This is a genomic window from Modestobacter sp. VKM Ac-2979, from assembly GCF_026967995.1.
GTDB lineage: Bacteria > Actinomycetota > Actinomycetes > Mycobacteriales > Geodermatophilaceae > Modestobacter.
Genome location: NZ_JAPVBO010000007.1, coordinates 19,352 through 40,802, shown reverse-complemented (window position 1 = coordinate 40,802; position 21,451 = coordinate 19,352). Strand labels below are relative to the sequence as shown.

The window sequence follows — 21,451 nt, the reverse complement described above, 5'->3', positions numbered from 1 at the left end:
GTGCGACTCCTGTGTCGCGCCCGGGGTGACCCCGATGTCCCCCGAGACGGGGCCGAACCTAGGGACCGGCTGAGCCGCCACACAACCAGGGTTCCGGTGGGTGGCAACGTCGTCAGAGACCCATCGAACGCCCCACGATCTCCTTCATGATCTCGTTGGTCCCGCCGTAGATCGACTGCACCCGGGCGTCCCGCCAGGCCTTGGAGACCCGGTACTCGCTCATGTAGCCGTAGCCGCCGTGCAGCTGCAGGCACCGGTCGGCGACCTTGTTCTGCAGCTCCGTCGTCCACCACTTGGCCATCGCGGCATCGGTCGCGGTGAGGTCGCCGCTGTCGAGCTGGCGCACGCACTCGTCGACGAAGGTCCGCGCGATCGTCACCTCGGTCTGCAGCTCGGCGAGGACAAAGCGGGAGTTCTGGAAGGACCCGACGGGCCGGCCGAACGCCGTCCGGGTGGTGACGTACTCGACGGTCAGCGCGAGCACGGTCTCGGCGGCGGCCACCGCGGAGACCGCGATGTGCAGCCGCTCCTGCGGCAGGTTCTGCATCAGGTGGGCGAAGCCGCGCCCCTCGGTGCCCAGCAGGTTGGCGGCGGGCACGTGGACGTCGTCGAAGAACAGCTCGGCGGTGTCCTGCGCCTTCAGCCCGACCTTGTCCAGGTTCCGGCCCCGGGAGAAGCCGGCCATGTCGCGCTCGACGACGAGCAGGCTGAGGCCCTTGGACCCCGGCGCGTCGGGGTCGGTGCGCGCCACGACGATGACCAGGTCGGCGTTGATGCCGTTGGTGATGAAGGTCTTCGAGCCGTTGAGCACCCAGTGCTCACCGTCCCGGCGGGCGGTGGTGCCGATGCCCTGCAGGTCGCTGCCTGCGGCCGGCTCGGTCATCGCGATCGCGGTGATCAGCTCACCGGCGCAGAAGCCGGGCAGCCAGCGCTGCTTCTGCTCCTCGGTGGCGAGGTCCTGCAGGTAGGGCCCGACGACGTCGTTGTGCAGCCCGAAGCCCACGCCGCTGGCGCCGATCCGGACGAGCTCCTCGCTCAGCACGCAGGACCAGCGGAAGTCCCGCACCCCGCCGCCGCCGTACCGCTCGTCCACCCCGATGCCCAGCAGCCCCTGCGCACCGGCCGCCGTCCACAGCTCCCGCGGCACGATGCCGGCGCGTTCCCAGTCGTCGTGGAACGGCGCGACCTCCTTCTCGCAGAAGGCCCGGACGCTGCTCCGGAAGTCCTCGTGGTCGGCCTCGTACAGGCTGTGACGCATGCCACGAAGTGTGGCTCAGCCCCAGCGCCGGCCGACAGCCCGGTAGCCGAAGTCGGGCTTGATCTCGGTGTTGAGGAAGCGGCCCTTGCTCTCCGCGCGGAGCAGGGACAGCACGCGCTCCGCCGGCACCTCGAGGAAGTGGTAGACGCGTCCGTCGGTGAACACGATCTCGAGGACCTGCTGCTCCTCGTCGTAGCCGACGGTCGCGATGCTGGAGGACTGCACCGCTGCTCGCTGCATGGCTGCCCCCTGGGGGACGACGGCTGAATGACACCAGTGTGATCCGCCCGGGTCCGCATGTCGACGAATCCGCTTGTCGACTGGGCGGCGGATCGACAGGCTGCCGCGGTGCGCACGTTCGAGGAGCTCGTCGCCGAGGGCGCAGCCGTGCCGACCGAGGGCTGGGACTTCTCCTGGTTCGTCGGCCGGGCGACCGAGGAACGGCCTCCCTGGGGCTGGCGCGGGCTGCTGGCCGACCGGCTCGGGAGTGCCCTCGGGTCGCTGGACCTGCAGACCGGCGGCGGCGAGGTGTACGCCGAGGCACTGGCCCGGGCCGCGCGGCGGCCCGGGCGGGTGGCCGCCACCGAGTCGTGGCCGCCGAACCTCGCCCTCGCCCGGCGGCGCCTGGCGGAGTGGGGCGGCGAGGTGGCCGAGGTGGCGGACGACGGCCCGCTCCCGTTCCCCGACGCCGCTTTCGACCTGGTGAGCAGCCGGCACCCCACCGTCCAGCGCTGGGACGAGATCACCCGGGTCCTCTCCCCCGGCGGGACGTACCTCTGCCAGGGCGTCGGGGCGGGCACCCACCGGGTGCTGGCCGAAGCGCTGCTGGGGGCCCTGCCCGGCGCCGACGAGCCCACCGGCGACCTGGCCGCCGAGGCCGCCCGGGCGGCCGGCCTGCAGGTGGTCGACCTGCGGGCCTGGCGCTGCCGGGTGGAGTTCCGCGACGTCGGCGCGGTCGTGCACTTCCTGCGCAAGGTGGTCTGGACGGTGCCGGACTTCTCGGTGGAGCGGTACCGCCCGCAGCTCGCCGAGGTGCACCGCCGGATCGAGCGGGACGGCGCCTTCGTGTCGTGGTCGCAGCGCTACCTGATCGAGGCCCGCCGCCCGCGGTGAACCGCTGGCCAGTGGCACCGGCTGCCCAGGGCGAACTGTCGTACCCGCGTGGACACTGGTCGCGTGTCCGCTCTCGAGCGTTTCTCGGCGCCCACCCAGGCGTGGTTCACCGGTGCGTTCGAGCAGCCGACCGCAGCACAGGAGGGCGCCTGGACGGCGATCAGCAGCGGCGAGCACGCCCTGGTCGTCGCCCCCACCGGGTCGGGCAAGACGCTGGCGGCCTTCCTCTGGTCGCTCGACCGGCTGGCCGCCACGCCCCCGCCGGAGGACCCGCTGGCCCGCTGCCGGGTCCTCTACGTCTCCCCGCTCAAGGCGCTGGCCGTCGACGTCGAGCGCAACCTGCGCGCACCGCTGACCGGGATCGGTCAGGCCGCCGCCCGGCTGGGTCAGGAACGACCGGAGATCAGCGTCGGCATCCGCTCCGGTGACACCCCGGCCGACGAGCGACGGCTGTTCGCCAAGCGCCCGCCGGACATCCTGATCACCACCCCGGAGTCGCTGTTCCTGCTGCTCACCAGCCAGGCCCGGGAGTCGCTGCGCGGGGTGGAGACGGTGATCCTCGACGAGGTGCACGCCGTCTGCGGCAGTAAGCGCGGCGCGCACCTGGCGGTCTCCCTCGACCGGCTCGACGAGCTGCTGGAGCGGCCGGCCCAGCGGATCGGGTTGTCGGCGACGGTCCGCCCGATCGAGGAGGTGTCGACCTTCCTCGCCGGCGGCCGCCCGGTCCAGGTGGTCGCCCCGCCGTCGACCAAGCAGTGGGACCTGTCGGTCGTCGTCCCGGTCGAGGACATGAGCCAGCTCGGGCAGCCCACCGGGGAGCTCGAGGGGTCCGCCGCCGGCAACCAGCCGCGGACGTCGATCTGGCCGGCGGTCGAGGAACGGGTGCTCGACCTGATCGAGAGCCATCGCAGCACCATCGTGTTCGCCAACTCCCGCCGCCTGGCCGAGCGGCTGACCAGCCGGCTGAACGAGCTGGCCTACGAGCGCGCCACCGGTGAGCCGATGCCGCACGGCGCCAACCCCGCCGAGCTGATGGCCCAGGCCGGCGCCGGCGGGGGGCTGCCCGCGGACGTGAAGCCGGTCGCCTCCGCACACCACGGCTCGGTCTCCCGGGAACAGCGCGCGGTGGTCGAGGAGGCGCTCAAGTCCGGGCAGCTGCCGGCCGTCGTCGCCACCTCTTCCCTGGAGCTCGGCATCGACATGGGCGCGGTCGACCTGGTCGTCCAGGTCGAGTCGCCGCCGAACGTGGCGGCCGGGCTGCAGCGGGTGGGCCGGGCCGGCCACCAGGTGGGCGCCGTCAGCGAGGGCGTCATCTTCCCGAAGTTCCGCGGCGACCTGGTGCAGAGCGCCGTCGTCGCCGAGCGGATGCGGGCCGGCGCCATCGAGTCGACCCGCTACCTGCGCAACCCGCTCGACGTGCTGGCCCAGCAGATCGTCGCGATGGTCTCCGAGCGGCCGCGCACCGTCGACGAGGTCGCCGCCGTGCTCCGCCGCTCGGCCGCCTTCGCCTCGCTGCCCGACTCCGCCCTGCACGCGGTGCTGGACATGCTGGCCGGCCGCTACCCCTCCGACGCCTTCGCCGAGCTGCGGCCCCGGCTGACCTGGGACCGGGTCACCGACACGCTCACCGCCCGCGCCGGCGCCCAGCGGCTGGCGGTCACCAGCGGCGGCACCATCCCCGACCGCGGGCTGTTCGGCGTCTTCCTCGTCTCCGGTGCGGGTGCGAACGGTGGTCGCCGGGTCGGTGAGCTGGACGAGGAGATGGTCTACGAGTCCCGCGTGGGCGACGTCTTCCTGCTCGGGTCCTCCTCGTGGCGGATCGAGGAGATCACCCACGACCGGGTCCTGGTCAGCCCGGCGCCCGGCCAGCCCGGCAAGATGCCGTTCTGGCACGGCGACACCCTGGGCCGCCCGCTGGAGCTGGGTCGGGCGCTCGGCGCGTTCCTGCGCGAGGTCGGCTCGGCCACGCCGGAGGCGGGCATGGACCGGGCCCGCGCCGCCGGCCTGGACGCCTGGGGTGCGAGCAACCTGTTCGCCTACCTGGCCGAGCAGAAGGCGGCCACCGGCCACCTCCCCGACGACCGCACGCTGCTGGTCGAGCGGTTCCGCGACGAGCTCGGCGACTGGCGGCTGGTCGTCCACTCCCCCTTCGGCGCCCAGGTCAACGCCCCCTGGGCGTTGGTGCTCGCCGCCCGGCTCCGCGAGCGCTACGGCGTCGACGTCGCGTCCATGCACTCCGACGACGGCATCGTGCTGCGGCTCCCGGACACCACCGGCGAGGCACCGGAGGCCGACCTCGCCCTGCTGGACCCGGACGACGTCGAGCGGGAGGTCACCGCCGAGGTCGGCAACTCCGCGCTGTTCGCCAGCCGGTTCCGCGAGTGCGCCGCCCGGGCACTGCTGCTCCCCCGCCGCGACCCGCGGCGGCGCACCCCGCTGTGGCAGCAGCGGCAGCGAGCGGCCCAGCTGCTCTCGGTGGCCAGCGAGTTCTCCTCGTTCCCGATCACCCTGGAGGCGGTCCGGGAGGTGCTGCAGGACGTCTACGACGTGCCCGGGCTGGTCGAGCTGATGAGCGACGTCCGCGCCCGCCGGGTGCGGCTGGTCGACGTGCAGACCCAGACGGCCTCGCCGTTCGCCCAGTCGCTGCTGTTCGGCTACGTCGGCCAGTTCATCTACGAGGGCGACGCCCCGCTGGCCGAGCGCCGCGCCCAGGCGCTCGCCCTGGACACCGGGCTGCTGGCCGAGCTGCTGGGCCGCTCCGAGCTGCGCGAACTACTCGACGGCGACGCGATGGCCGAGGTCGAGGCGGAGCTGCAGCGACTGCCCGAGCAGCGGCACCCGCGCGACGTCGACGGCGCCAGCGACCTCCTCCGCGGCGTCGGCGACCTCACCGTGGCCGAGGCGGGGGCCCGCGGCGTGCCGGCCGACTGGCTCTCGGAGCTCGTCGTCGCCCGGCGGGCGCTCGTGGTGCGGATCGCCGGGGAGGAGCGGTACGTCGCCATCGAGGACGCCGGCCGGCTCCGCGACGCCCTGGGCACCGCACTGCCGGTCGGGGTGCCGGAGGTGTTCACCGAACCGGTGGCCGATCCGCTCGGTGACCTGATCGGCCGCTACGCCCGCACCCACGGCCCCTTCGCCCCGCCGGAGGTCGCGGCCCGGCTGGGCCTCGGCGTCGCCGTCGTCACTGCCACGGTGCAACGGCTGGTCGGCACCGGCCGGCTGGTCACCGGCGAGTTCCGCCCGGGCGGCATCGGCCAGGAGTGGTGCGACGCCGAGGTGCTGCGCTCGATCCGGCGCCGGTCGCTGGCCAAGCTGCGCCAGGAGGTCGAGCCGGTCCCGATCGACACGCTGGCCCGGTTCACGCCGTCCTGGCAGTCGGTCGGCGGCCGGATGCGCGGGGTCGACGGCGTCCTGGCGGTGGTCGAGCAGCTGGCCGGCGCGCTGGTGCCCGCCTCGGCGCTGGAGTCGCTGGTGCTGCCGTCTCGGGTGCATGACTACTCGCCCGCGATGCTCGACGAGCTGACCAGCGCCGGCGAGGTGCTGTGGGCCGGCGCGGGCGGGCTCTCCGGTGGTGACGGCTGGGTGACCCTGGTGCCGGCCGACCTGGCCCCGCTGCTGCTGCCCGAGCCGCCCGGGGGTGCGGCGACCGAGGGCGGCGTCGGGCAGCTCCTGCTCGACGAGCTCGCCGGTGGCCAGGCGCTCTTCTTCCGGGCGCTGTCCGACCGGGTGGGCGCCACCGACGACACCGCGCTGGCCGAGGAGGTCTGGGACCTGGTCTGGGCCGGGGCCCTCACCAACGACACCCTGGCCCCGCTCCGCACCCGGTTGTCCGGCGGCGGGACGCACAAGAAGCAGGCGGCCGCTCCCCGCGCCCGGCTGGACCGCAGCCGGTACGGCCGCACGAGGCTCGGCCGCCCGGCGATGCCCAGCCGCACCGGTCCCCCGTCGATGGCCGGGCGCTGGTCGCGCCTGCCCGAGCTGGAGGGCAACGCCACCAAGCGCACCACCGCGCGGGCGGAGGCACTGCTGGAGCGGCACGGCGTGCTGACCCGCGGCGCGGTGCAGGCCGAGCAGGTGACCGGGGGCTTCTCCGCCGTCTACCCGGTTCTGCGGGCGTTCGAGGAGAACGGCCGAGCCCGCCGGGGCTACTTCGTCGAGACCCTCGGCGCGGCCCAGTTCGGCACCCCCGGTTCGGTCGACCGGCTGCGCAGCTTCGCCAGCCCCGACCGCACACCCGCCGGTCCGGTCGTGCTCGCCGCCACCGACCCGGCCAACGTCTACGGCGCCGCACTCCCCTGGCCGGAGCGCGCGGTCGCCTCCGCCGACGGCCAGGTCGACGGCCCCGCCGTCGACCTCGGTGAGGGCACCGGCAGCCGGAAGACCGGACACCGGGCCGGGCGGAAGGCAGGTGCCCTGGTCGTGCTGGTCGACGGCGAGCTGGTGCTCTACGTCGAGCGCGGCGGGAAGACGCTGCTGTCCTGGACCGAGGAGGAGACCGTGCTCAAGGAGGCCGCCACCGCGCTGTCCGGCGCGGTCGCCTCCGGGGCACTGGGCCGGATGATCGTGCAGAAGGCCGATGGCGCGTCGGTGCACGAGTCCGGCCCGCTCACCGCGGCGCTGCAGGCAGCCGGCTTCGCCGCCACCCCGCGCGGCCTGCGCCTGCGCAACTAGCCCCGCGACCCCACCGTTGTGCGCTCACTGGCGTTCTCTGCCGCGCGGAGCGCCGCTGAGCGCACAACGGGCGCGCGGGGCGCCCCTGAGCGCGCCGGGCGCACGCAGGGGGTCAGCGGCGGCGGGAGCCCTGCAGCCAGGGGCCGAGCCAGCGGCTGAGCCGCGGCATGGACCACCGCAGCGCCGTCACCACGTAGGCCGCCGACAGCAGCAGCCGCGCCGGCCAGGGCCAGTCGCCGACGAAGGGCACGGCGAGGAGCTGGAACGTCGAGGTGAACAGCAGCACGACGGCGACGGTGAGCAGCCAGCTGCGCCACGCCGGCCCCGGCCGGGCCGGCACCGCGAAGAAGGTCTGCAGGCCCACGGCCCGGGCCACCCGCTCGTCCTCCACCAGCTGGTGCACCCGGTCCAGCGCCTCGCGCCGCTCCGGCGAGCGCTCCCAGGCGGCGAGGGACTCGTCGTCCCTGAAGCGGTAGACCAGGTGGTACTCGTCGCTGCCCGCACCGGGGCGCAGCAGGGAGGAACCCAGGTGACCGGGGAAGGTCGCCGCCAGCTCCTGCACCTCGGCCGCCCAGCGCTCGAAGGCGTTCTGCTGGTCCGGGCGCACCACCCGGGCGACGGTGACGGTGACCGGCTCCGGCGCCGGGGTCGGCTGCCGGGTCGCGATGCCGCCGGTCAGGCGGTCCGGCAGGCTGCGCAGGCGGGTCGACACGGTCACAGGATCTCTCAGCGCTGAAGGAACGCAGGCTGTTCCCGCCTGTCGCCCCCCTCACACGAGGCCACCCGACCGAGGGAGGGTGCACACCGTCAGCGGCGACGGGGTCCACCCGTGCGGTCCGGCGCCCGCGCCGGCACCCCCAGCGATACCGAGCACCAGACCCGTCCGCCGGGGACCATGGGCAGCGTGCCCGAGGGAGACACCGTCTGGCTGGCTGCCCAGCGGATGGACACGGCGCTGGCCGGCGCCACGCTCCGCCGCGGCGAGCTCCGGGTGCCGCAGCTGGCTGCGGTCGACCTCGCCGGTGCGACCGTCACCGAGGTCGTCCCCCGCGGCAAGCACATGCTCACCCGGCTGGCCGACGGCCGCACGCTGCGCACGCACTACCGGATGGACGGCAGCTGGCACATCTACCGGCCGGGCTCCCGGTGGCGGGGCGGCCCCGGGCACAGCATCCGCGCGGTGCTCGCCACCGACGAGTGGGAGTGCGTCGGGTACCGGCTGCACGACATGCGGATCGTCCCCACCAGCCAGGAGGCCGAGCTGGTCGGGCACCTGGGACCCGACGTGCTGGGCCCGGACTGGGACGTCGGGGAGGTCCTGCGCCGGCTCCGCTCGCAGCCGGACGAGCAGATCGGCGTGGCGATCCTGGACCAGCGCAACCTCGCCGGCATCGGCAACCTCTACAAGGTCGAGTCCCTGTTCCTGACCGGCGTGCACCCCTGGGCCCGGGTCGCCGACGTCCCCGACCTCCGCGGGCTGGTCGAACGGGCCCGCACGCTGATGCTGGCCAACCGGCACCACCCCGAGCAGAGCACCACCGGCGAGACCCGCCGCGGGCAGGACCACTGGGTCGCCGGTCGCAAGGGCCGGCCCTGCCGCCGCTGCCGGACGCCGATCCTGCTCGGCGACCAGGGCCCCGACCTGCAGGAGCGGGTCACCTGGTGGTGCCCGCAGTGCCAGGCCACGCCCGCACCGGTGGATCCGCGGGCGCGCACCGGGGAGCCCGGCACCGAGGCGCGTCGCGCCCGCTACTAGCCACGCCGGAGCCGCCAGCAACGCCCGACTCGGCGGCTGCCAGGTCCGGCGGGAGCGCGTGCGGGCGGGGATCATGGCGGGATGCCCGAGGGAGACACAGTCTGGCTGGCCGCCCAGCGGATGAACACCGCGCTGGCCGGGGCCACGCTCACGAAGGGCGAGCTGCGCGTGCCCCAGCTGGCCACCGTCGACCTCGCCGGCGCCACCGTCACCGAGGTCGTCCCCCGCGGGAAGCACATGCTCACCCGTTTCGCCGACGGCCGCACGCTGCGCACGCACTACCGGATGGACGGCAGCTGGCGCATCTACCGGAAGGGCACCCCGTGGAAGGGCGGGCCCGCGCACAGCATCCGGGCGATCCTGGCCACCGACGAGTGGGACTGCGTCGGCTACCGGCTGCACGACCTGCGGATCGTGCCGACCAGCGGTGAGGGCGAGCTGGTCGGCCATCTCGGCCCCGACGTGCTCGGCCCCGACTGGGACCTCGACGAGGCGCTGCGCCGGCTCCGCTCCCACCCGGACGAGCAGATCGGCGTCGCGATCCTGGACCAGCGCAACCTCGCCGGCATCGGCAACCTCTACAAGGTCGAGACGCTGTTCATGACCCGCACCCACCCGTGGACGCGGGTCGCCGACGTCCCCGACCTGCCCGGGCTGGTCGAACGGGCCCGCACGTTGATGCTCGCCAATCGCGACCACCCCGAGCAGAGCACCACCGGCTCCACCCGGCGCGGGGAGGACCACTGGGTGTTCGGCCGCCGCGGCCGGCCGTGCCGCCGCTGCCGCACCGCGATCCTGCTGGGCGACCAAGGGCCGGACACCCAGGAGCGGGTGACCTACTGGTGCCCGGCGTGCCAGGCCGCACGCAGCCCCATCGACCCGCTGGCCCGCACCGGGGAGCCCGGCCATCCGGCGTCGATCGCCGCCACCTGACCGACGGAGCCCCGCCGTCCAGCAGGACGACGGGGCTCCGGGGGCTCGCCTCAGACGAGCGAGGCAGCAGTGCTCCTACTGCTCGGGCCGCTCCGCCGGCTGGGCAGCCGGGGTCTCGGCGCCGAGCCCGGTCACCGGCGGGGTGCCCTGCTCGATCGCGCCGGCCGCCTGGGTGCCGCTGATGGCCTGGGTGCCACCGCCCATCGACGCGCGGAGCTCGGCCAGCCGGGAGGCGCCGGCGACGTCGATGGTCGCCTTCTCCACCTCGAGCATCCGGCCCTCGACCGAGTCCTGCGCGAGCTCGGCCTGGCCCAGTGCGGTGGCGTAGCGGGCCTCGATCTTGTCCCGCACCTCACCGAGGTTCGGGGTGTTGCCCGGCGCGGACAGCTCGTTGACCGACCGCAGCGAGGCCGAGACCTGCTCCTGCATCTTGGCCTGCTCCAGCTGGGACATCAGCTTGGTGCGCTCGGCCAGCGTCGACTGCAGCCGCATCCGGCTCGTCTCGACCGCGCCCTTGGCCTGCTCGGCGGCCTGCAGCGCCTCGTCGTGGCTGCGCTTGAGGTCCTCGACCGACTGCTCGGCGCCGACCAGCTGGGTGGCGAAGGCCTGCGCAGCCTGCTCGTAGTCAGCGGCCTTGGCGGCGTCGCCGGCGGCGCGGGTCTGGTCGGCGAGGGTCAGCGCCTGCCGGGCCGAGGCCTGGAGCTTCTCGATCTCACCCAGCTGCCGGCTGAGCCGCATCTCCAGCTGCCGCTGGTTGCCCAGCACCGCGGCGGCCTGGTTGGCCAGGGCCTGGTGCCGCTGCTGCTCCGCCTCGATCGCCTGCTGGATCTGGATCTTCGGGTCAGCCCGCTGGTCGATCTGGTTGTTGGCCGAGGCCGTCAGGTACTTCCACAGCTTCACGAACGGGTTCGGCATGGCTCCTCCTGGTCCGGTGCTCCAGCCCCGCCGGGCGGCGGGCGGTGCGACACGGATGACACTGTCCCGATCATCGTCCCAGGCGGCGCCCCCGGCCAGCCACCGCACGTCCCCCTCCCCCTCCCGGACTCGCGGCGGCCCCCTGGAGGGACCCGCCGCGAGCCGGCGAGCGGTGGGGGCAGGGGCCTTCGTCAGACCGGGCGACCGCGCAGCCGCCGGTAGTGCGCGACGAGGGCGGCGGTGGAGGCGTCCGCGGCGATCTCGGGGCTGTCCATGTCCGGCGCGGTCTCGCTGGTCAGCGCCGGGGCCAGCTGCCGGGCCATCACCTTGCCGAGCTCGACCCCCCACTGGTCGAAGGAGTCGATCTGCCAGATCGCGCCCTGGGTGAAGACGGTGTGCTCGTAGAAGGCGATCAGCTGCCCGAGCGTGCCCGGGGTCAGCTTCGGCGCCAGGATCGTGGTCGAGGGCCGGTTGCCCGGCATCACCTTGTGCGGGACGACGTCGGCCGGCGTGCCGTCGGCGGCGACCTCCTCCGCGGTCTTGCCGAACGCGAGCGCGGCGCTCTGCGCGAACATGTTGGCCATCAGCAGGTCGTGCATCTCGCCGATGTCGTGGTTGGGCTCCCCGAACCCGATGAAGTCGGCCGGGATGAGCGAGGTGCCCTGGTGCAGCAGCTGGTGGAAGGCGTGCTGGCCGTTGGTGCCCGGCTCACCCCAGTAGACCTCGCCGGTCGCCGTCGTCACCGGCTGCCCGTCGGCCTGCACGGACTTGCCGTTGCTCTCCATCGTCAGCTGCTGCAGGTAGGCCGGCAGCCGGGACAGGTACTGGCTGTAGGGCAGGACGGCGTGGCTCTGGGCACCGAAGAAGTCGGTGTACCAGACGTTCAGCAGGCCCTGGACCAACGGCATGTTCTCCGCGAGGGGCGCGGTGCGGAAGTGCTCGTCGACGGCGTGGAAGCCGGCGAGCATCTCGTCGTAGGCGTCCGGCCCGATCGCGACCATGAGCGAGAGCCCGATCGCGGAGGTGAAGGAGTAGCGGCCGCCCACCCAGTCCCAGAACTCGAACATGTTGGCGGTGTCGATGCCGAACTCGGCCACCGCGTCGGTGTTGGTGGAGACCGCGACGAAGTGCTCGGCCACCGCCGACTCGTCGGCGCCCGACGCCAGCAGCCAGTCCCGGGCGACGGTCGCGTTGGTCAGCGTCTCCAGGGTGGTGAAGGTCTTGGAGCAGACGACGAAGAGGGTGGTCGCCGGGTCGAGGTCGCGGGTCTTCTCGGCGAAGTCGGTCGGGTCGATGTTGGAGACGAACCGAGCGGTGAGGTCGCGGTCGCTGTAGTCGGCCAGGGCGGTGTAGGCCATCGCCGGGCCGAGGTCGGAGCCGCCGATGCCGATGTTCACCACGGCCCGGATGCGCTCGCCCGTGTGCCCCGTCCACTCCCCCGACCGCACCCGGTCGGCGAAGGCCCGCATCTTGGCCAGCACCGCGTGCACATCGGCGCTGACGTCCTGACCGTCGACGGTGAGCGGCACCGACTCCGGTGCGCGCAGAGCCACGTGCAGGACGGCGCGGTCCTCGGTGGTGTTGATGTGCTCGCCGCGGAACATCGCCGCGATCCGCTCCGGCACGCCGGCCCGCTCGGCCAGCGCCACCAGCAGCTGCAGCGTCTCGTCGGTGACCCGGTGCTTGGCGAGGTCGACGTGGAGGTCGCCGGCGGTGCCGGTCAGCCGGGTGCCGCGCTCGGGGTCCTCGGCGAACAGCTCGCGCAGCGTCCGGGCGCCGACCGCGCGGTGGTGTTCGGCAAGGGCTGCCCACTCGTCGGTCGCGGTGATGTCCATGCTGCGGTGCCTCCAGTGTCCGGCCAGGGTCTCTGCGGGGACAGGTGCGCAGCGACGCCGCAGCACAAACCCCGGGCATGATCATGCCTGCGCCGGACCGCTGCCCGGCGCAGGCCCTCCTGCACCGGGCAGCGTGGGTGGCAGCCACCCGTGGCCCACCCCCGGGACGCCGTCAGGCGGCGCTGATCCCCTCGCCCTCCGCCGACTGGACCTGCTCGACCCGGTCCTCGGCCGCCAGCCGGGTCAGCTCGGCACCAGCATCGGCGTCCCGGGTCAGGTTGTCCCCCGTGGTCGGGTCGAAGACGTGCACCTTGCGGCTGTCCAGCCAGAACTCCGCGTCCCGGCCCTCCCGGATCCGGCTCGTGGCATCGATGGACACGATCGCCTGGGTGCGCAGCTCCTCGGAGTCCAGCTCCTTGGACAGCTCGCGCAGCTGGGTGCGGATCTCGTCGGGCGCCTCGTAGGGGATGTACGCGAACTGGGAGTCACCGAGCCACTCGGTGACGTCCACGCGAGCGGTGAAGACCGACCCGAGCGGCCGCTTCGCCTCGTCGACCAGGGAGGCGTCCTCGAAGTACTCCGGCCGGATGCCGACCAGCAGCAGGTCGCGGCCGGCGACCGCGGCCGCCCGGCGCTCGTCGAGCTCGATGTCCCCGAAGGGCGTGGTCAGCCGGGAGCCCTCGAGCTGGGCGGGGAGGAAGTTCATCGGCGGTGAGCCGATGAACCCGGCGACGAAGAGGTTGACCGGCTGCTCGTACAGCTCCCGCGGGGAGGCCACCTGCTGGATCTTCCCCTTGCGCAGGACGCAGACCCGGTCGCCGAGCGTCATCGCCTCCGTCTGGTCGTGGGTGACGTAGACGGTGGTGATGCCCAGCCGGCGCTGCAGCCGGGAGATCTCGGTGCGCATCTGCCCGCGGAGCTTGGCGTCCAGGTTCGACAGCGGCTCGTCGAAGAGGAACGCCTCGGCCTGGCGCACGATCGCCCGGCCCATCGCCACCCGTTGCCGCTGACCACCGGAGAGGTTGGCCGGCTTGCGCTCCAGGTGCTCGTGCAGCTCCAGGACGTCGGCAGCCTCGTTCACCCGGCGTGTCACCTCCGCGTCGTCCACCTTGGCCAGCCGCAACGGGAAGGCGATGTTCTCGAACACGCTCAGGTGCGGGTACAGCGCGTAGTTCTGGAAGACCATCGACAGGTTGCGCTCCCGCGGTGCCTTGTCGTTGACCCGGGTGCCGCCGATCACCATGTCGCCGCTGGTGATGTCCTCCAGCCCGACGATCATCCGCAGCAGCGTGGACTTCCCGCAGCCGGACGGGCCGACGAGGATCATGAACTCCCCCTCGTCGATGTCCAGGCTCACGTCGTTCACCGCCGGGAAGCCGTCGCCGTACTTCTTGACGATGTTCTTCATCTCGATCGAGGCCATCAGTTCGTCCCTTTCACGATCAGCATGGGTCGGCGGGAGGGCGTCAGCCCTTGACGGCGCCGTTGGTGAGACCGGCGACGATGCGCCGCTGGAACAGCAGGACCAGGACGATGACCGGGATGGTGACGATGACCGCGGCAGCCGCGATCGCACCGGTCGGGTCCTCGAACTGGGAGGCGCCGGAGAACAGGCCCAGCGCCGCGGGCACGGGTCGCGCCGCCTCGGTGGAGGTGAGCGAGATGCCGTAGACGAAGTCGTTCCAGGCGATGAAGAAGGCGATGATCGCCGTGGTGAACACACCCGGCGCGGCCAGCGGGACGATCACCTTGCGGAACGCCTGCCAGGTGGTCGCGCCGTCGACCTGCGCGGCCTGCTCCATCTCCCAGGGGATCTCCCGGAAGAACGCCGACATCGTCCAGATCGAGATCGGCAGCGTGAGGGACAGGTACGGGATGATCAGGCCGGGCCAGGTGTCGTACAGCCCGATGTTGCGCCACAGGTTGAACAGCGGCGTGACGATCGAGATCACCGGGAAGATCGCCACGGCCAGCGCCGTCCCGAGGATGAACTTCTTCCCCGGGAAGTCCAGCCGGGCGATCGCGTAGGCGGCGAACATGGCCAGCAGGCACGAGATCGCCGTGGCGATCAGGCAGATGCCGAACGAGTTGCGCAGCGCCGGCAGGAACAGGTCGCTGGCCCCACCGGTGAGGATCAGGGAGTAGTTCTCCCACGTCGGGGCGCCGGGGAGGAAGTTGCCGTTGTTCAGGGCGCTGGGCGCCTTGAACGACAGCGACACGATCCAGGCGATCGGGAACAACGCGTAGATGACGATCGCCACCCCGGCGACGCCCCACCAGGTCTTCTCCTTGGTGGACATCAGCCCTCCCCCCTCGACTGGGACAGGTCGACCTTGAAGCCCTTGATGAAGCTCATCGCGATGAACACGACCGCCAGGAACAGCAGCACCGAGACCGCCGACCCCAGCCCGATCTCCAGCCGCGAGATGGTCTGCCGGTAGGCGAGGAAGGAGACCGACTCGGTCGCGTTCGCCCCGCCGGTCATGATGAAGATGCTGTCGAAGACCCGGAACGCGTCCAGGGTGCGGAACAGCAGGGCCACCATGATCGCGGCCTTCATGTTCGGCAGGGTGACCTTGCGCATCCGCTGCCACCAACTCGCACCGTCGACCTTCGCCGCCTCCTGCAGCACCTCCGGCACCTGGGCGAGCCCGGCCAGCAGGAGCAGCGAGATGAACGGCGTGGTCTTCCAGATCTCGGCGAGACAGATGACCAGCAGCGAGGTCCAGGTGCCACCGAACCAGTCGGTGTCCGCGCCGATGCCCGGCACCCAGCCGAACCAGCTGTTGACGAAGCCGGTCTGGATGTCGAACGCGAACTGCCAGGCGAACGCCGACACCACGGTGATGACCGCGTACGGGATGAGGATCGCGGCCCGCAGCACCGGCCGGATCGTGCTCAACGCCTTCGCCATCACCATCGCGAGGGCGAAGCCCAGGACCAGCTCCACGGCCACGGTCACCAGGGTGATGAACCCGGTGACCAGCAGGGACCGCCACCACAGCCAGTCGGTGAGGATCACCGCGTAGTTCGACAACCCGGTGAACGACCGGTTGTCCGGGTCGGTCAGCCGGAAGTCGAACAGCGAGTCGTAGATCGCCTGGGCGATCGGGTAGGCGGTCACCATCAGCATGACGAACAGGGCGGGGCCGGCCAGCAGCCAGCCCAGCTTCCGCTCGCTCTTGGCCCGGTCGCTGGTCTTCGCGTCCGGGGCGGAGACCGGCTGGGTCTTCTCCGCCGGGGGGAGCGTCGTGGTGCTCACCGGATCACCCCTCCGGAGGTCGAGGAAGACGCGGGCACCCGCGTCGCGCGCTCGGTCACAGCAACTGCTCCTTCCGCAGCACGGCGTTGATCAGCTCGGTGGCCGCCTCGGGCGTCTGCTCCGGCTCGACGGACGACGGCGGGTGGTAGACCCGCTGGATCCCCCCGGAGACCTCGCTGTAGTACGGGGTCTGCGGCCGGGGCGCCGCCAGCTCCAGGGAGTCCCGGATGGTGGGCGCCATCGGGAACTGCTCGAGCACCTCCGGGTCGTCGTAGACCGCGGTGTCGGAGGCCGGGTTGCCGTTGGTCACGAAGTAGTAGGCCTGGTTCTCCGTCGAGGTGATGCACTCGGTCGCCGCGTAGGCGAGGTCGGGGTACTGGCTGAAGGCGCCGACGCCGAGGTTGATCCCGCCGTACGGCGGTGCGGCCGGGGTGTCGGCGTCCACCCGCGGGTAGATCGCCCAGCCGTAGTCCTCGGGCACCGCGGCGTCCATGGTCCCGGCCTCCACGGCGGACAGCGCCCGGGGGTAGACGAACGGGTAGTTCACGTTGAACCCGCCGTTGGGGCCCTCGAAGGCCGTGGCGGTCGAGTCCTCGTTCGCCGTCGACAGCGCCGGGCCGGCCGTCCCGCTGGTGGCGATCATCCTCATCACCTCAGCGGCACGGATGCCGGCCTCGGACGTGAGCCCCAGCTCGATCTCCGACGGGTCCGTGGAGTTCTGCTCGATGATCGACCCGCCGGCGGACTCGATCAGCGCGTTGAACCAGACGGTCAGCGCCTCCGCCCGGATGCCCTGCACACCGACCTGGACGTCCTGCGCCTGGGCTGCCTCCACGATCTGGTCCCAGGTGACCGGCTGGCTCATGTCCAGCCCGGCCGCCTCCGCGACCGACTCGCGGTACCAGAGCAGCTGGGTGTTCGCCCAGAACGGGACGGCGACCAGTTCCTCGTTCCAGGTCGACCCCTCGATCGCGCTCTCCACCACGTCCTCGGTGACCCGCTCGGCGACGTCGGAGGGCACCGGCGCGAGGAAGCCCGCCTCCGCGAACTCCGGGATGAACGGCGGGTCGAGGCTCATGATGTCGATCGACGCGTCGTTCGCGGCCAGCCGCCGGATCAGCTGCTCCCGCTGCTGGGAGGCCTCCCGGGGCAGCACGGCGGTCTCGATCGCGTACTGGCCGTCCGCAGCTTCCGTGCACCGGGCGGCGATCTCGGCCTGCCCCCCGGAGTCGGGGTTGGTGTACCAGGTGAGGGTCGGCACACCCCCCTCGTCGCTGCCACAGGCCGCGAGCGCGGAGCTCAGGAGACCAGCTGCCGCGGCACCGGACAACGCCCTGCGCCACCTGCGGGAGTGGAACGGACCGGCCCGACCGGTCTGCACGCTGTCGCTTCCGACCTTGCTGACGTCCGGCACCGAACCACCGCCTCCGTTGGCGCCACGTGACCTCGTGTCACCGTGGAACTCGGAGAGTGGCCTGGCTCACATCGGCTGTCAACCGGAGCGAGACCCAGTCGTCTCCTCTCGCCGAGCGGCCTCGGCGAATGCCCTCAGCGGGCTTCGGAGCGGTGCGCGATCACCGACGGCGTGGTGAGCTGAGCGGGCATCCGGGGCAGCACGTTCTGGACGTAGGAGCGCACCGCGACCCAGGTGCCGACGTCGAACCCGGCCTGCTCGGAGAGGAACCAGCGGTGCTCCAGCACCTCGTGGAACACCTCCGCGGGCTCCAGCCGGCCGGCCAGCTCATCGGGGACCGCGCCCACCACCGGCAGGTACACCTCGGTCAGCCAGCGGTGGCCGGCGACGGTCTCCGGCACCGGGCTGCCGCCGCGCTGCTCCAGGTAGGCCCGGTAGGACCGCAGGTCGTTGAGCAGCCGCTGCGCCTGGTTCTCCTGCACCTCCAGGCCGGTCAGCCGGAGCAGCTCACGCCGGTGCTGTCCGGGCTCGGCGACCCGGGTCTCCACCCGCAGCCGCGCGCCGTCCCCCGAGGTCACCAGCTCGATCTCGCCGACGTCGAAGCCCAGGTCGTTGATCCGCTGGAGTCGCTCGGCGACCCGGATCGCCTGCTCGTCGGCGCGGAAGACCTCCTCCCGGGTCACCTCCTCCCACAGCGCGTCGTACCGGATCGGCAGGTTCTCGGCGATCTCGATCGGGTCGATCTCCGGTGCCAGCAGCTCGCCGGCCTGCAGGTCCATCAGCTCGGCCCCGACCCGCTCCCGCGCCAGGTCGACGTCGTAGGCGCGCTTGCGGGCCGACAGCGTGGGGTGCCGCTCCGCGGTCTCCGCGTCGACCATGTAGGCGGTGAAGGTGCCGGCGTCCAGCCGGAAGAGCGTGTTCGACAGGGAGCAGTCACCCCAGTAGACGCCGGCCAGGTGGAGCCGCACCAGCAGCTCCACCAGCGTGTCCAGCAGCTTCATCGGGTCGTCCGCGGCGCGCGGACCGGAGAACAGGTACCGGTAGGACATCGAGTACTCGAGGTACCGGGTGACCAGGATGGCCTGCTGGTCGTCGGGCCGGTCGATGCAGATCCCCAGCACCGACACCGAGGGCAGCCCCTCGCCCTCGAACTCGGCCAGCAGTGCGTACTCGTGCCGGGCCAGCGGCTCGGCGATCTCCTTGAGCGCGAAGACCCGCCCCTCGGCGGCGGTGAAGCGGACGACGTGCCGCGAGATGCCCCGCTGCGGCACCTCGAGCAGCAGGTCCTCGTCCCACTCCTCCAGCGGCTGGTGCCACGGCAGGGACAGCAGCCCGGCGGCCTCGGTGGCCGGGGGCCGGAACAGGTACCGCATCACGCGCTCCGCTCGTGGTCTGGCACGGGGTCCGGCTCTGGGCGCCGCCCGACACGATGTCACGTCGCCGGGTCGACGGACCGCTGTGCCGGCTGGACGGCGCGCGGCCGTCCCGGTCCGCGGGGACCGGGACGGCCCGGGGTGCGGCGCGGGTGGGTCAGCCGACGAGCTGCCCGGTGACGACGGCGGCCTGCGCGGCCCGCTCCTGCACCGTGCCCGGCTGCAGCACCAGGCCGAGCAGCCAGCGGCACACCAGCTCGGCCTCCGGGCGGGAGATCCGCAGCGCCGAGCCGAGGGTGACGACGACGTCGCCCCAGCGGTCGGCGTCCAGCCCCATCATCTGCACGAGGGTCTCCGGCTCGGTCTCGGCCAGCCGACGCAGCACCGGGTGGCCGCCGACCTCCTCGGCCAGCGCGGGGACGGCGACGGTCAGCGGCAGCTCGGCGGCGAGCGCGGCCAGCCGGTCCAGCTCGAAGGCGATCAGCGCGTGCGCCACGTCGTCCTTGGTCCGGAAGTGGTTGTACAGGGTGGCCTTGGCGACGCCGGCGGCGGCGGCGACGTGCTGCATCGTGGTCTTGCGGACCCCGCGCTCGGCGAAGGCCGTGCGGGCCCCGGTGAGCAGGCCGCGCCGGGTGCGGCTCATCGGCACACCGGCCCGCCCGGGACGTCGGGCGTCCGGACGCGGGGCGGTGGGCCGCGGGGCCGGGACGGCGACGGTCAGCGAGGGCACCGGCGCGGTCACGTGGTGGCCGGGTGCCGGCGGCTGCAGGAACGCGGCGCCGACCGGCACCGGGGTCGTCAGGTGCTGCCCGCCCGCAGCCGCGGCCTCGGCGGCCGCGGACTCGGCGGCGTCGGCCTCCAGCACGGTGACCCCGCCACGACCGGTGACGGTCGGCACCGGGAGCGAGGGGTGCTGCGACAGCGGGGGGCGGGATCCTGGGGAAGACATGGACACTTTGTGCCCGTTCCGTCGCACTGGGTCAAGGAGGTGGACCCTGAGCGCAGTTCGTGTCGCGCCCACCCGCCCGCGCTGGACGAACCCGGCCCAGACCGACTGGCCCGGTGCACGGGGCCGCGACCCCGGCCCCGGTGCAGGGGCCCGCCCTGAGCTCGCGAAGGGCGGGGGGCAGCGGGGTCCTTCCTCAGGCAGCGAGCGAGACGGCCCCACGGGCCCGGGCGGCCGAACGGGCCGACTGGCCACTGCCCACGAGGGCCAGGGCCGGCTCGGCGACCGGCGCCGCGGCAGCCTCCTGCTCGGCGGGCCCGTCCGCTGCAGCCGCCGCGGCAGCGTCGTCGTCGCCGGCTCCCGGACGGGCGACCGCGACCGGGCGGACCGGGTGCCCGGCCGGGTCGGCGAGCCGCATCTCCAGGCTCACCTCGGCCAGCAGGTCGGCCAGCTCCACGTCCAGGGCGTCACAGATGGAGGCCAGCAGCTCCGAGGACGCCTCCTTCTGGCCACGCTCGACCTCCGAGAGGTACCCGAGGCTCACCCGGGCCACGCCGGAGACGTCGCGCAGCGTCCGCCGCTGGCGCAGCCGGTGACCCCGCAGTGTGTTCCCCAGCTGGGTGCGCAGCAGCGTCATGGCCGTCTCCTGTCCACTCTGACGAGCAGGTCGAACGAGCAGCGCCACCGACCGGGTCGACCGGGAGACGCCGTGTGCTCACCGTACGCGGCCATGACCCGGGTCACCGTGCCGGTGGAGGTCCGTCCGCTCATGGCGTAACACCCCCGTCGTCCTCCGCCTTCCCGGGGAGCGCGTGCTCGGCGAGCCGGCCCAGCAGCCGCGCCATCGCCTCCTGCACCGCCCCGGCGCGCACCGCGGCCCGGTCCCCGGGGAGGTCCAGCTCGTGGACGACGGTGACCAGCCCGTCGCTGAGACCGAGGTAGACCCGCCCCGGCCCGTGCTGGTCGACCGGGTCGGGGCCGGCCACCCCGGTGATCCCGACGCCCCAGGTGGCGGCACAGCGGCTGCGGATGCCCTCGGCGAGCGCGGCCGCGGTGGGCTCGCTCACCGGGCCGGAGGCGGCCAGCAGCTCCGGGGCGACCCCGGCCAGCGTCGTCTTCAGGTCGGTGGCGTACACGACGGCTCCCCCGCGGAGGGTGGCGCTGGCGCCGGGCACCGCGGCGAGGGTCGCGCAGAACAGGCCGGCGGTCAGCGACTCGGCGGCCGCGACCGTCTCACCGCGGGCCAGCAGGGCTGCGTGCACCCGCTGCGCGGTCTCGGCAGCGTCGGGCGAGCTCACGCCACGGTGCCCCGGCGGCCCCCACCGGCGCCGGGCTCGTCGCCTGCGCCTGCCCGCCTGGTCGCGGCGGCCCGCATGGCCCGGGCGCTGGTGCGGCGCAGCTTCACCGCCCGGTAGACGTAGTCGATGCCGGTGACGACGGTCAGCACGAAGGCCGCCGCCATCACCCACCAGCGGGCCGACCCGAACAGCCCGTCGATCGGCAGGATGTACATCCCGATGGCCAGCGACTGGAGCACGGTCTTGGCCTTGCCGCCGCGGCTGGCGGCGATCACCCCGTGCCGGATGACCCAGAACCGCAGCAGGGTGACCCCCAGCTCGCGGGCCAGGATGATGAGCGTCACCCACCACGGCAGCAGGTCCAGCACCGACAGGCCGATGAGCGCCGTCCCGGTGAGCGCCTTGTCGGCGATCGGGTCGGCGAGCTTCCCGAACTCGGTCACCTGGTTGGTGCGGCGGGCGATCATGCCGTCCAGCTGGTCGGTGATGATCGCGACGACGAAGAAGAGGGTGGCCCAGGCACGGCGCCCGTCGTCCGCCCCGCCGTCGGACAGCAGCAGCACCGCGAACAGCGGCACGACCGCCAGCCGCAGCATGGTCAGCGCATTGGGCAGGTTGAGCAGGCGGGTGCTCTCCGGCGGCGTCGCCGCCGGGTCGGCCGGTACACCCGTGCTCAT

General features: G+C 73.2%; 18 protein-coding genes. 4 read left to right on the top strand and 14 right to left on the bottom strand.

What is annotated here, in order from left to right:
* Positions 1-112: 112 nt before the first annotated feature.
* Positions 113-1,258 carry an acyl-CoA dehydrogenase family protein gene (locus O2W15_RS19790; protein WP_269180638.1) on the bottom strand — a complete coding sequence of 382 codons (1,146 nt, stop codon included), beginning with the start codon at positions 1,256-1,258 and terminating at the stop codon, positions 113-115.
* Positions 1,259-1,273: 15 nt separating this feature from the next.
* Positions 1,274-1,498: a KTSC domain-containing protein gene (locus O2W15_RS19785; RefSeq protein WP_269163551.1), complete on the bottom strand. Its 225-nt coding sequence runs from the start codon at positions 1,496-1,498 to the stop codon at positions 1,274-1,276.
* 108 nt (positions 1,499-1,606) lie between these two features.
* On the opposite strand from O2W15_RS19785, the gene O2W15_RS19780 reads away from it, so the two are divergent.
* Together O2W15_RS19780 and O2W15_RS19775 are read left to right on the top strand one after the other, a co-directional pair.
* Positions 1,607-2,371 carry a class I SAM-dependent methyltransferase gene (locus tag O2W15_RS19780; RefSeq protein WP_269180637.1) on the top strand — a complete coding sequence of 255 codons (765 nt, stop codon included), beginning with the start codon at positions 1,607-1,609 and terminating at the stop codon, positions 2,369-2,371.
* 63 nt (positions 2,372-2,434) lie between these two features.
* On the top strand, positions 2,435-7,042 hold the full coding sequence (locus O2W15_RS19775; RefSeq protein ID WP_269180636.1) for an ATP-dependent helicase: 4,608 nt from the start codon (positions 2,435-2,437) through the stop codon (positions 7,040-7,042).
* Between the two features lie 112 nt (positions 7,043-7,154).
* Here the strand turns inward: O2W15_RS19775 and O2W15_RS19770 are convergent, their stop codons facing one another.
* Positions 7,155-7,754, bottom strand: coding sequence for an antibiotic biosynthesis monooxygenase (locus O2W15_RS19770; RefSeq protein WP_269180635.1), 600 nt, complete (start codon positions 7,752-7,754; stop codon positions 7,155-7,157).
* Between the two features lie 183 nt (positions 7,755-7,937).
* Here O2W15_RS19770 and O2W15_RS19765 point away from each other — a divergent pair, with 183 nt between their 5' ends.
* Positions 7,938-8,798, top strand: a complete 861-nt coding sequence (locus O2W15_RS19765) for a DNA-formamidopyrimidine glycosylase family protein (RefSeq protein WP_442929955.1) — start codon at positions 7,938-7,940, stop codon at positions 8,796-8,798.
* Between the two features lie 81 nt (positions 8,799-8,879).
* On the top strand, positions 8,880-9,731 hold the full coding sequence (locus O2W15_RS19760) for a DNA-formamidopyrimidine glycosylase family protein (RefSeq protein ID WP_269180633.1): 852 nt from the start codon (positions 8,880-8,882) through the stop codon (positions 9,729-9,731).
* A gap of 75 nt (positions 9,732-9,806) precedes the next feature.
* Here O2W15_RS19760 and O2W15_RS19755 read toward each other — a convergent pair whose 3' ends face one another.
* The 11 genes from O2W15_RS19755 to pgsA form a co-directional block, all read right to left on the bottom strand.
* Positions 9,807-10,646 (bottom strand): PspA/IM30 family protein, encoded by an 840-nt coding sequence (locus O2W15_RS19755; RefSeq protein ID WP_269163545.1) that lies wholly within the window; start codon positions 10,644-10,646, stop codon positions 9,807-9,809.
* Between the two features lie 191 nt (positions 10,647-10,837).
* Positions 10,838-12,481, bottom strand: coding sequence for a glucose-6-phosphate isomerase (pgi, locus tag O2W15_RS19750; protein WP_269180632.1), 1,644 nt, complete (start codon positions 12,479-12,481; stop codon positions 10,838-10,840).
* A gap of 172 nt (positions 12,482-12,653) precedes the next feature.
* Positions 12,654-13,904 carry an ABC transporter ATP-binding protein gene (locus O2W15_RS19745; protein ID WP_269163543.1) on the bottom strand — a complete coding sequence of 417 codons (1,251 nt, stop codon included), beginning with the start codon at positions 13,902-13,904 and terminating at the stop codon, positions 12,654-12,656.
* 43 nt (positions 13,905-13,947) lie between these two features.
* Positions 13,948-14,781, bottom strand: a complete 834-nt coding sequence (locus O2W15_RS19740) for a carbohydrate ABC transporter permease (RefSeq protein WP_036334056.1) — start codon at positions 14,779-14,781, stop codon at positions 13,948-13,950.
* The gene (locus O2W15_RS19735; RefSeq protein WP_269163542.1) at positions 14,781-15,743 is read right to left on the bottom strand and encodes a carbohydrate ABC transporter permease; all 963 of its coding nucleotides are present in this window, start codon (positions 15,741-15,743) and stop codon (positions 14,781-14,783) included. The genes O2W15_RS19740 and O2W15_RS19735 overlap by 1 nt, the downstream gene beginning before the upstream one ends.
* 55 nt (positions 15,744-15,798) lie before the next feature.
* A complete protein-coding gene (locus O2W15_RS19730) occupies positions 15,799-17,004 on the bottom strand; it encodes an extracellular solute-binding protein (protein WP_269163541.1) in 1,206 nt (401 codons plus the stop codon).
* 287 nt (positions 17,005-17,291) lie between these two features.
* Positions 17,292-18,530 carry a DUF4032 domain-containing protein gene (locus tag O2W15_RS19725; RefSeq protein WP_269163540.1) on the bottom strand — a complete coding sequence of 413 codons (1,239 nt, stop codon included), beginning with the start codon at positions 18,528-18,530 and terminating at the stop codon, positions 17,292-17,294.
* Positions 18,531-18,687: 157 nt separating this feature from the next.
* Complete coding sequence (locus O2W15_RS19720) at positions 18,688-19,479, bottom strand: TetR/AcrR family transcriptional regulator (protein WP_269180631.1); 792 nt, start codon at positions 19,477-19,479, stop codon at positions 18,688-18,690.
* A gap of 193 nt (positions 19,480-19,672) precedes the next feature.
* Positions 19,673-20,113 (bottom strand): helix-turn-helix domain-containing protein, encoded by a 441-nt coding sequence (locus O2W15_RS19715; RefSeq protein ID WP_269180630.1) that lies wholly within the window; start codon positions 20,111-20,113, stop codon positions 19,673-19,675.
* A 130-nt stretch (positions 20,114-20,243) separates the two neighbouring features.
* Entirely contained in the window at positions 20,244-20,774 is a 531-nt protein-coding gene (locus O2W15_RS19710) for a CinA family protein (RefSeq protein ID WP_269180629.1), read from the bottom strand.
* Positions 20,771-21,451: a CDP-diacylglycerol--glycerol-3-phosphate 3-phosphatidyltransferase gene (gene pgsA / locus O2W15_RS19705; protein ID WP_269180628.1), complete on the bottom strand. Its 681-nt coding sequence runs from the start codon at positions 21,449-21,451 to the stop codon at positions 20,771-20,773. The genes O2W15_RS19710 and pgsA overlap by 4 nt, the downstream gene beginning before the upstream one ends.